The 11,965-nt window shown below is 65.3% G+C and carries 3 protein-coding genes; all 3 read left to right on the plus strand.

What is annotated here, in order from left to right:
• Positions 1–44 precede the first annotated feature (44 nt).
• The 3 genes from HMPREF2914_RS13335 to HMPREF2914_RS32645 all read left to right on the plus strand — a co-directional run bounded on the left by HMPREF2914_RS13335 (position 45) and on the right by HMPREF2914_RS32645 (position 11,896).
• Positions 45–10,658 carry a two-partner secretion domain-containing protein gene (locus HMPREF2914_RS13335; RefSeq protein ID WP_023980071.1) on the plus strand — a complete coding sequence of 3,538 codons (10,614 nt, stop codon included), beginning with the start codon at positions 45–47 and terminating at the stop codon, positions 10,656–10,658.
• 2 nt (positions 10,659–10,660) lie between these two features.
• Positions 10,661–10,981 carry a hypothetical protein gene (locus HMPREF2914_RS31545; RefSeq protein WP_034059389.1) on the plus strand — a complete coding sequence of 107 codons (321 nt, stop codon included), beginning with the start codon at positions 10,661–10,663 and terminating at the stop codon, positions 10,979–10,981.
• A 639-nt stretch (positions 10,982–11,620) separates the two neighbouring features.
• Positions 11,621–11,896 (plus strand): hypothetical protein, encoded by a 276-nt coding sequence (locus HMPREF2914_RS32645; RefSeq protein WP_153514935.1) that lies wholly within the window; start codon positions 11,621–11,623, stop codon positions 11,894–11,896.
• Positions 11,897–11,965: the final 69 nt, after the last annotated feature.

Raw genomic sequence — 11,965 nt, forward strand, 5'->3', positions numbered from 1 at the left:
CTTGCTTAACCTCGCCGGGCCCCTACCCGCCAAGGAGTAACGATATGGACATCCGCAGCCCGCTGAACCAGTGCATCGCCCTGTCCCTGGCCGGCATCCTGTTCCTCAACCCGATCGTCGCCGCGGCGGCGGGGCTGGCGCTGGACAAGGCCGCCGGCGGCAACACCGGCCTGGGCCAGGCGGGCAACGGCGTGCCCATCGTCAATATCGCCACGCCCAACGGCGCCGGGCTGTCGAACAACCATTTCCGCGACTACAACGTCGGCGCCAACGGGCTGATCCTCAACAACGCTACCGGCAAGACCCAGGGTACCCAGCTCGGCGGGATCATCCTCGGCAACCCCAACCTCAAGGGCCAGGCGGCGCAGGTGATCCTCAACCAGGTCACCGGCGGCAACCGCAGCACCCTGGCCGGCTACACCGAGGTGGCCGGGCAGTCGGCGCGGGTGATCGTCGCCAACCCGCACGGCATCACCTGCCAGGGCTGCGGCTTCATCAACACGCCGCGCGCGACCCTCACCACCGGCAAGCCGATCATGGACGGCCAGCGCCTGGAGCGCTTCCAGGTGGACGGCGGCGACATCGTCGTCGAAGGCGCCGAACTGAACGTCGGCAACCTCGAACAGTTCGACCTGATCACCCGCAGCGCCAAGCTCAACGCCAAGCTCTACGCGAAGAACCTCAACATCGTCACCGGCCGCAACGACGTCCAGGCCGACAGCCTGCAGGCCACGCCGCGCGCCGCCGATGGCAGCGAGAAGCCACAGCTGGCGATCGACAGCTCGGCGCTGGGCGGGATGTACGCCGGGGCGATCCGCCTGGTCGGCACCGAGCAGGGCGTGGGGGTGAAGCTGGCCGGCGACATGGCCGCCAGCGGCGGCGACATCCGCATCGACGCCAGCGGCAAGCTGAGCCTGGCCCAGGCCTCCAGCCAGGGCGACCTGAAGATCGCGGCCCAGGCCGTGGAGCTGAACGGCAAGACCTACGCCGGTGGCAGCGCCGAGATCCGCAGCGCGGAGGAACTGGTCAACCGGCAGAGCCTGGCGGCGCGCGAACGCATCGCGCTGGAGGCGGCGCATATCGACAACGCCGGGGTGATCGAAGCCGGCGTCGAGCCAGACGAGCGGCGCAACGCGCGCGGCGACCTCGAGCTGCGCAGCGGCACCCTGCGCAACGCCGGCAGCCTGGTGGCCAGCCGCGCGCTGGAAGCGAAGGCGAGCCAGGCGCTGGACAACCAGGGCGGCAGCCTGAAGGGGGCGACCGTCCGGGTCGACGCCGGGCACCTGGACAACCGTGGCGGCAAGCTGCTCGCCGAGGGCGAACTGCGGGTCGAGGCGAGCAGCCTGGACAACCGCCAGGACGGCCTGTTGCAGAGCCGGGACCGCGCCGTGGTCAAGACCCGTGGCGATCTCGACAACCGTGGCGGCCAGGTGATCGGCCTGAACGACCTGGAGGTCGGCGCGGCGACGCTCGACAACGGCCAGCAAGGCCTGCTCGGCAGCCAGCAGTCCACCCGCGTCCGCGCCCAGGCGCTGGTCAACCGGGGGGACGGCGAAGTCTCCGGCAAGCGCGTCGAGGCCCGCGTCGGCAGCCTCGACAATCGCGGCGGCAAGCTGATCGGCGACGACCTGCTGGTGGTCGCCAGCGGTGCCATCGACAACCGCCTCGGCTTGTTCTCCGCGGCCAACCGCCTCGACCTGCGGGCGCGCAGCCTGGACAACAGCGGCAAGGGCACGCTGAGCAGCCGGGGCGGCCTGGAGGTCAGCCTCGGCGGCCTGCTGGACAACCGCGATGAAGGCAACCTGCTCAGCCAGGGCGCGCAGCGCGTGACGGTGGGGCAACTGGACAACCGCGCCGGCGGCCTGCTGTCGAGCCGCAGCGAGTTGAACGTCCACGGCGCCAGCCTGGACAACCGTGGCGGCGTGCTGGTGGCCGACGCCGGCCTGAGCGCCACGGGAGGCGCCTTCGACAACCGCGACGGCGGCAGCGCCAGCGGCAAGGCTGGCGTGCGCGTGGAGGTCGCCAGCCTGCGCAACGACCAGGGTGGCAAGCTGCTCAGCGATGGCCGCCTGGACCTCGCAGCGAACGCCGTCGGCAACGCCGGAGGGCGTATCGCCGCCAAGGGCGACCTGCAGGCGACGCTTGGCAGCCTGGCCCAGCAAGGTGGCGAACTGGTCAGCGAAAAGACCCTGAAGGTCGCGGCCGACACGCTCGACAACAGCCAGTCCGGGCTGATCGCCGCGAATGGCGGCATCGCTATCGAGGCGCGGCAGGTCGACAACCGCGCCGGCGAGATTTCCAGTACCTCGAAGGTCGCCGTGAACGCCCGCGAGCAACTGGACAACCGCGGCGGCAAGGTCATCGGCGACAGCGGCCTGCGCCTCACCGTGCAGCGCCTGCTGAACCAGGCCAAGGGGGTGCTGGCCGGGCGCGACGGCCTGAGCCTGGACGGCGGCGAACTGTTCAACGGCGACGGCGGGCGGCTCGACAGCCAGAACGGCCTGAGCGTGAGCCTCGGCGGCGTGCTGGACAACCAGGGCGGCGCGCTGGTCAGCGAAGGCAGCCTGACGGCGCGCGCCGCGCGCCTGGACAACCGTGGCGGAACCTTCTCCAGTGCCGGTGCGCTGGCGCTGACCAGCCAGGCCGCGCTGGACAACCAGGGCGGCAGGCTGCTCAGCGATGCCGGCGTGACGCTGAAGGGCGCCAGCCTCGACAACAGCCGTTCCGGCGTGATCAGCGCCAAGGGTGCGGTGGATATCCGCACCGGCGTGCTGGACAACAGCCGCAACGGCGGCATCGGCAGCAACGCCGGCATCACCCTGGTGGCCGCCCGGCTGGACAACGGCCAGCAGGGCCGGGTCAGCGCCAAGGGCCTGCTCGACGCCAACCTGAAAGGCCTCGACCAGCGCGGAGGCGGTGTCCTGGTCAGCGAAACCGGCGTCACCCTCGACCTCAATGGCGGCACGCTGGTCAACCGCGACGGCGGCCTGATCGCCACGCCCGGCGCGCTGCTGCTGCGCCAGCTCGGCGCGGTGGACAACGGCGCCGGCGGGGAAATCTCCAGCGACCGCGCCTTCACCCTCGCCGCCGCCAGCCTGGACAACCGCGGCGGGCGCCTGATCGGCGCCGACAGCCTGACCCTGCGCATCGCCCAGGCTCTGGACAACAGCCTGGCCGGGGTGATCTCCGGCGCCGCCGGCCTGGACATCGCGGCCGCTCGCCTGGACAACAGCGCCAAGGGCACCCTGGCCAGCCGCGCCGGCATCGACCTGCGCGTCGACGGCGCGCTGGACAACCACGCCGAAGGCACCGTCTCCGGCGCCCGCCTGACGCTCGCCAGCGCCTCGCTGGACAACAGCGGCAAGGGCCTGCTCTCCGGCAACGCCGGCCTGAGCGTCGTCACTGGCGCGCTGGACAACGCCGAGGGTGGCCAACTGATCAGCCAGGGCGTGCTGGACGTCAGCAGCGCCGACCTCGACAACCGTGGCGGCGCCCTCAGTGGCAAGCAGTCGCTGCGCCTGAGCGCCGCCAACCTGGACAACCATGGCGGCCTGCTCACCAGCGACGGCGAACTGGAACTGACGGCAGGGCGCGTCGATTCCGCCGACGGCGGCGAAATCTCCGCCCGGGGCGACCTGCGCCTGACGGTCGAGCGCCTGGTGCAACGCCAGGGCCGGCTGATCGGCGAGCGCGGCGTCAGTCTCGACCTGCGAGGCGGCGACCTGGACAACCAGGGCGGCCTGATCAGTGCCCGCGGCCCGCTGAGCATCGAGCGGCTGAACGTCCTCGACAACCGCCAGGGCGGCGAGATTTCCAGCCAGCAGGGCTTCGAGCTGCTGGCCAGGCGCATCGACAACGGCCAGCAGGGGCGCATCATCAGCGCCGGGAAACTGCGCCTGGACGCCGACGCGCTGGGCAACGCCGGCGCCGGCCTGCTCTCCGGATGGCAGGGCCTGACGGTGACAGGCGGGAGCCTGGACAACAGCGCCGGCGGCACCCTTTCGAGCAAGGACGGCGAGCTGGCCATCAGCCTCGGCGGCGCGTTGGACAACCACGGCCAGGGCGCGCTGGTCAGCAAGGGCGCGCAACGGATCGACGCCGCCAGCCTGGATAACGCCCAGGGCATCGTCTCCGGCGAAAGCGACGTGACCCTGAGCATCGCCGGGAAGCTGGACAACGGCCAGGGCGGCCTGGTCTCGGCGCAGCGCGCGCTGAGCTTCGAGCGCGACGATACGCTGCTGAACAACGCCGGCGGCCGGATCAACGGCGGCAGCCTGCTGCTCAAGGGCGCCAGCCTGGATAACAGCGACGGCCAGTTGATCAGCCAGGGCCGGCTCGACGCCATCCTCGGCGGCGCCCTGGTCAACACCGGCGCGGCGCGCCTGGCCAGCGGCGGCGACCTGCTGCTGCGCAGCGCCAGCGTCGACAACCGCGGCGGCAAGCTGGTCAGCCAGGGGCTGCTGGAGATCAGCGCCGGCAGCCTCGACAACAGCGCCTCCGGCACCCTCGCCAGCCAGGCCGACATGAGCCTGCGCCTGGTCGGCGGCGCCCTGCGCAACCAGCAGGACGGCCTGATCTTCAGCCAGGCCGGCGCCCTCGAGGTGCAGGCCGGCAGCCTGGACAACCGCCAGGGCACGCTCCAGGCCCAGGGTGACAACCGGCTGCGTATCGGCGGCGCGCTGGACAACCAGGGCGGCCGCCTGGACAGCCGGGCCGGCAACCTCGACCTGCAGAGCGGCAGCCTCGACAACGGCGCCGGCGGCGTGCTCAACAGCGCCAAGGGTTGGCTGAAGCTGGTCACCGGGCTGTTCGACAACAGCGCCGGCGTCACCCAGGCGCAGTCGCTGGAGATTCGCGCCGGGCAAGGCGTGCGCAACCAGCAGGGCCATCTCTCGGCGCTGGGCGGCGACAACCGCATCGTCACCGCCGACTTCGACAACCAGGGCGGCGGCCTCTACGCCAGCGGCCTGCTCAGTCTCGACGGCCAGCGCTTCCTCAACCAGGGCGCGGCGGCGGGCCAGGGCGGCAAGGTCGGCGCCGGGCGCATCGACTTCAGCCTGGCCGGCGCGCTGGCCAACCGCTTCGGCCAGTTGGAAAGCGAAAGCGAGCTGCACCTGCGCGCCGCCGCGATCGACAACAGCGGCGGCAGCCTGCGCGCCCTCGGCCGCAGCGGCAGCACGCGGCTGGTCGCTGGCGGCCTGAACAACGCCTACGGCGTGCTGGAAAGCGCCAACCAGGACCTCGACCTGCAACTGGGCAGCCTGGCCAACGCCGGCGGGCGCATCCTCCACACCGGCAATGGCACCTTCGGCCTGGATTCCGCGCAGGTGATCCGCGCCGGCGGGGAACTGACCACCAATGGCCTGCTGGACATCCGCGCCAGCGAATGGACCAACAGCAGCGTGCTGCAAGCCGGACGCCTGAACCTGGACATCGGCACCTTCCGCCAGACGGCCGAGGGCAAGCTGCTGGCGGTGCAGTCCTTCACTGGCCGCGGCGGCGACTGGAGCAACGACGGCCTGCTGGCCAGCGACGGCAGCTTGCGACTCGACCTGAGCGGCGGCTACCGTGGCAACGGCCGCGCCACCAGCCTCGGCGACTTCGCCCTGAACGCCGCCAGCCTCGACCTCGGCAACGCCGCCAGCCTCGCCGGCGGCGCCAATGTCACGCTTGGCGCCGGCAACCTGCTGGTCAACCGTGGGCGGATCACCGCCGCCGGCGACCTCGTGGCCAGCGCCGCGAGCCTGAACAACTACGGCACCCTGGGCGGCGGCGGCAACCTGCGATTGAACGCGCCCGCCCTGCTCAACGAGCGCGGGTTGCTGTTCAGTGGCGCCGACATGACCCTGCGCGCCGGCGACATCACCAACCTCTACGGGGATGTGTACAGCCTCGGCAGGCTGGATATCGCCCGCGACGATGCCGGCAACCGCGCCGCCAGCCTGCGCAACCTTTCCGGGGTGATCGAGAGCGGCAAGGACTTCAGCCTGCGTGCCAGCCTGATCGAGAACCGTCGCGCCGTGCTGGAAAGCAAGTCGGGCCTGTACACCGCGAAGATGGAGCAGACCGCCTGCATCGAAGGCGTCAACGCGGGCGACTGCAGCGGCAAGCGCAACGCCATCTGGACCATCACCCAGCGCGACAAGACCGAGGTCACCGCCAGCAGCGCCATGGGGCAACTGCTGGCCGGAGGCGACTTCGCCATCGACGGCGGCACCCTGAACAACCTTTCCAGCCTGATCGGCAGCGGCGGCAACCTCACCGCCAACCTCGAAGTCCTCGACAACCAGGGCCTGGAAACCGGCGAGCTGGAAACCATCCGCGTGCTGCGTACCGCTCGCGGCGGCGATATCGGCGGCATCGACCAGAAGTCGCGCAACTTCACCAACCTCTACTGGTACCAGAGCGCCAATTTCGACCCGGCGCGCGCGGGCGAGATTCCCGCCGCGCTCAACGCGATCCTCAGCGACTGGTCCTTCGAGTACGAATTCCCGAGCAAGGGACCGACCCCGATCAGCAGTGGCGACCAGTCCTACGCAGCGGTGATCCAGGCCGCCGGCGACGTCACGGTCAATGCCAGCACGCGCATCGACAACGGCGTCACCCGCCCCGGCTACACCTTCGTCGGCAGCGGCCGCCAGGTGGGCGACAGCGCGGTGGGCGGCAGCGGGGTTTCGGTGGTCGTGCCGCTGACCTCGCAACTGCCGCCCGACCTGGCGCGGCGCCAGGTCAACCCGGTCACCCTGCCCGGCTTCAGCCTGCCCCAGGGCGACAACGGCCTGTTCCGTCTCAGCTCGCGCTTCGCCGAGGACGGCAATGGCAGCGCCGCGCTCGGTGCCGGCGCCGACCGCACCCAGGGCGGCAGCGGCGTCTCGGTCGGCCAGCAAGGCGCCGGCAACGTCGCCGGTACCTGGCAGGGCCAGGGCGTGCGAGTCGACGGCCTGGCTGGCGCGGCCAACGTCCAGGGTCAGGGCGGCAGCACGCTCGGCGGTAGCCTGCCGGGCGTCGCCCGGGTCCAGGGCGTGCCCGGCAACGCCACGCCGAGCGCCAGCCACAAGTACCTGATCGAGACCAACCCGGCGCTCACCGAGCTGAAGCAGTTCCTCAACTCGGACTACCTGCTCAGCGGCCTGGGCATGAACCCGGACGATAGCAAGAAGCGCCTCGGCGACGGTCTCTACGAGCAGCGGCTGATCCGCGACGCGGTGGTGGCGCGCACCGGCCAGCGCTACATCGACGGGCTGAGCAGCGACGAGGCGCTGTTCCGCTACCTGATGGACAACGCCATCGCTTACAAGGACAAGCTCCAGCTGCAACTGGGCGTGGGTTTGAGCGCGGAGCAGATGGCGGCGCTGACCCACGACATCGTCTGGCTGGAAGAGGTCGAGGTGAACGGCGAGAAGGTCCTCGCGCCGGTGGTCTACCTGGCCCAGGCGGAGGGTCGGCTGGCACCCAACGGTGCGCTGATCCAGGGCCGCGACGTGAAGCTGGTGAGCGGCGGCGACCTGCATAACGTCGGCACCCTGCGCGCGCGGAACGACCTCTCGGCGACAGCCGACAACCTCGACAACAGCGGCCTGATCGAGGCCGGCAAGCGCCTCGACCTGCTCGCCGGCGACTCGATCCGCAACCGCCAGGGCGGGGTCATTGCCGGGCGCGACGTGAGCCTCACCGCGCTGACCGGCGACGTGATCAACGAACGCAGCGTGACCCGCTACGACAGCGCGCTCGACGGCCGCACCTGGGAGCGTAGCTTCGCCGACAGCGCCGCGCGGGTGGAGGCGGCGAACAGCCTGAACGTCCAGGCCGGACGCGACATCGCCAACCTCGGCGGGGTGCTGCAAAGCCGCGGCGACCTCAGCCTCGACGCCGGACGCGACGTCACCGTCGCCGCCGTCGAGGACCGCCAGGGCCAGACCCGCTGGAGCACGTCGCGGCTACAGAGCGTGACCCAGCTCGGCGCCGAAGTCAGTGCCGGGCGGGACCTGAACGTCAGCGCCGGGCGCGACCTCAGCGCAGTGGCCAGCGCCCTCGAAGCGCGCCGCGACATCGCCCTCTCCGCCGGGCGTGACGTGACCCTGGCGGCGGCGGCGAACGAGGAGCATGCCTACAGCAAGACCAGGAAGGTCACCTACCAGGAAGACAAGGTCGCCCAGCAAGGCACCCGCGTGGATGCCGGCGGCGACCTGGCGATCAATGCCGGACAGGACCTGCGCCTGATCGCGAGCCAGGCCAGCGCCGGCGACGAGGCCTACCTGGTGGCCGGCGACAAGCTGGAACTGCTGGCCGCCAACGACAGCAACTACTACCTGTACGACAAGAAGAAGAAAGGCGACTTCGGCCGCAAGGAAACCCGGCGCGACGAAGTCACCGACGTCAAGGCGGTGGGCAGCCAGATCAGCAGCGGCGGCGACCTCACCCTGCTCAGCGGCGGCGACCAGACCTACCAGGGCGCGAAGCTGGAATCGGGTAACGACCTGGCCATCGTCAGCGGCGGCGCGGTGACCTTCGACGCGGTGAAGGACCTGCACCAGGAGAGCCACGAGAAGAGCAAGGGCGACCTGGCGTGGCAGTCGTCGAAGGGCAAGGGCCAGACCGACGAAACCGTGCGCCAGAGCCAGATCGTGGCCCAGGGGAATCTGGCGATCAAGGCCGTGGAAGGGCTGAAGATCGACCTCAAGCATATCGACCAGAAGACCGTGAGCCAGACCATCGACGCGATGGTGCAGGCGGATCCGCAACTGGCGTGGCTGAAAGAGGCCGAGCAGCGCGGGGATGTGGACTGGCGCATGGTGCAGGAGGTGCACGATAGCTGGAAGTACAGCAACTCGGGGCTGGGGGCTGCGCCGTCACTGGCCATTGCCATCGTTGCGGCTGCTTACCTCGGCCCGGTGTATGGCGCAATGGCCAGCAACCTCGCCATTGGCACCATCAACAATGGCGGTGACCTTGGCAAGGGGCTGCAACAGGCCACCAGCGCTGACAGTCTGAAAGGGTACGCCATCGCAGCGGCTACGGCTTATCTCGTCAGCCCGCAGTTGGACAAGGCTTTCGGCGTATCCAGTGACAACATCAACAAAGTCACCAAAGGATTCAAGCTCAGCACAGTTGAGGGAATCGGTGGATTTGCTGCCTACAGCATTGCCCAAGGCTTTGCTCAATCGGTCATGCAGCAGGCCGCCTATGGCGGCAGCTACATCGACAACCTCGGTAATGCCATGGCAGGCCAGGCGCGCAACCTGGGAATGGCGGTAGGTTTCAATTTCATTGGCGACTCGGTCAAATACCCTGATGGCAGCCCGCCGAAAATCATGGCTCACGCCCTGATGGGAGGTCTGCTGGCCGAAGCCTCCGGCAGTGACTTCAAGACTGGAGCGGCGGCCGCTGGTGCCAACGAGGCCATGATCAACCTCCTTGGGAAAATGGTAGGTGGCGATCAAAACCTCGAACTGATGGCCTCGCAACTCGTTGGCGTAGCCGCGGCAAGTGCGGTCAATGGCGATGTGAGTCTGGGCGCCGAGATCGCCAAAAGCGGGACGGCGTACAACCGGCAGCTACACCCAGATGAAATCAAATTCGCATCGGATGTGGAGCGCGTCAAACGTTATGCCCAGGAAAATGGGCTGAGCGAGGACACCGCCCGCAAAGAGCTTCTCAGCACGGCCGCCATGATGGTGGACAATGACTGGAACCAGGCCTTGGCCGGCACAGACATCAACGCTGCCCGGGCTGCTCAGTATCTGCGTACGGAGCTGGGCACAGGCCCGGACAGCAATCTCTTCCAGGTGACCCAGGCTGACTACTACAACGAGCGGGTGGGGCTGACGGCGCTATTCAAGAACAAGGAGGCCCTGACCAGCGTTCTGGAAAACATAGCCCTAGCGAATCCCGCGAGCTATACGAGGGACCCCGCGAACCGTGCGGAAGTGCTGAATGCCAAAGGTGAAGGTAGCCAAGCGGGCTTTGGGCTGGCACTGGAAGGGATCGTCAGCGCGCCTTCAAAAACTGCCTTGTGGTTGATGGGTGCGCTAACCTGTTCAAGCTGTGCGGAGCGGGATATCCAGAACGCTTGGAACTCGGTTGCCTCGTTACCTGAAGACATCCGTATGAAAGGCTATCTGGATGCCTTGCACACCATGCAAGGCCAGGGTGCCAGCGTGGTGCGGGACAACGCCGCGAGTTCGACTGCATTGGGAGTTGAGGTCGGGTTGGCCATTGATGGAGGGTTGGCAGGGGCAGGCAAGGGCGTCGTTACTGATGGTGCAAAAGGGAGCGCGGCGGGAGCAGCAGAAGCTAATAACGCTCTCAGTGCAGCGGAAGGAGTTGTTGCCTCGCGGGTCAATGTGCGGACTGGCGCTGCAAACGTCACTGGTAGTGGACTTGAGTACGCTTGGAAAAAGCATGGTGGCGCTTGGGGTGATAACAAATCTGCTTTTACGATCTCTAAGAATGAATTGAAGGTTGTTCTGCAGAGTCCACAGGTTGTCAAGACGCCTGCGTACCAATCACCAACTTCTGGTAATTTTATACGAACAGTTGATATGGGTCGGCCTATTGGAATTGATGCCAAAGCTGGGGGGCAGCCTACTAATTTCATGACGGTGATTACCGATTCAAAGGGTAATTTGGTAAACACATTTCCTGGGAAGACTTTCTAATCATGTATTATTTGATGATATGGGATAGATATTTAGCCTCCATCGGGCGAGACGGTTGTCTTGATAAAGTTGAGATTCCTTTGGATGTGGCAAATTTTTTCTTTCGTCTGGATGTCGAGCAATATCCAATTCTTTCCAGCTTAAGCTTCGATGATTACGATATGTTCTCTGGGGCGCAGATTGACTCTCTTGTAGGTGAGCTATGTTCTGTTGCAAGCATAAATCCGCTAATTTCCGAAACAGTTGAATCGATGGTGGATATAATGCTTAAGGCGAGGGCTTTAGGGAAAAATATATTGTTTGACCCGTTCAAGGTAGACTAGTTGGTGCAAAAGCGACAGGTGGAGCCGATCAAACTGCGGGCTCAATCAAGAATGTTAATCCGGGTTATCCAGAAGCTGGTCGAACTCATAACTGTGTCAATTGCTCTATTGCTACTGATGCAACACTGGCAGGAAATCCTGCATCGGCCTTGCCAATCAACCATACGAAGGGTGTTCCGTTGAGTGTGCTGGAAAAACAATTCGACTCTAAATTTGGCCCTGTAACGGCACCTGGGAGCATAAAGGGGACAGATTTATTTTCCCTACTCTAATTTTCTAAGCAGGGAGGCTCCAGCGCAGACGCCGTAAGGAGGCTCCGCGATGCCTAGGTAAGGGCGCATGGTTTAGCGAATTATTTGCTTTGAGCGTTTCAGAGTGGGCGCAGTCGCCGAAATTAGAGTAGTAAAAATAAAATCTGTCCCCTTCCCAATTCGGATGAGATACCATGAAGAAAATAGTATCTTTTAAAGATTTAAAGTGTTTGAGTAATTATGAATTATGGAAGTCCGGTTGGGAGAATAAGAATGAGATTGATATTTTTTCATATATTTCATATGAAATCAGGCCAGAAGATTTATTGATCTTGGGGAAATTGGTTTTTCCTGATTTTATCTTGGATAGGGGGCGGTAATACTGGAGATGAACTATGAGGCAGAAAAGTTTAATGGCTGGATGGCAAGATTCGAAGATGATATCCAGTCTGTAGAGAGATTTGTTAATCATACTCATATTTATGACATTTTCCCCGGGTGTAGTGAGGATGTAGAAGATGAAATTTTTGAGCAGCTTGCTCATATGCTTTCTCTATCATGGCGCTTAATTTTAAAAGAGAAATTTCCAGATAGAGATTTTTCGGTTTTGCTATCTTGCTCAGATCAAGATTATGGCCCTACTATTACTTTTTTCCAGAAATAAAAATACTTTATTAAATAAAGAATAAGTAAAGGGGTAGATTTATTTTCCCTACTCTAATTTTCTAAGCAG

The sequence above is a fragment of the Pseudomonas sp. HMSC067G02 genome, from assembly GCF_001813485.1.
Lineage (GTDB): Bacteria > Pseudomonadota > Gammaproteobacteria > Pseudomonadales > Pseudomonadaceae > Pseudomonas > Pseudomonas aeruginosa.

Excerpts from the sequence above, each read along its gene's own strand:
- HMPREF2914_RS13335 (WP_023980071.1), top strand. The coding sequence starts at position 45 with ATGGACATCCGCAGCCCGCTGAACCAGTGCATCGCCCTGTCCCTGGCC.
- HMPREF2914_RS31545 (WP_034059389.1), top strand. The coding sequence starts at position 10,661 with ATGTATTATTTGATGATATGGGATAGATATTTAGCCTCCATCGGGCGA.
- HMPREF2914_RS32645 (WP_153514935.1), top strand. The coding sequence starts at position 11,621 with ATGAACTATGAGGCAGAAAAGTTTAATGGCTGGATGGCAAGATTCGAA.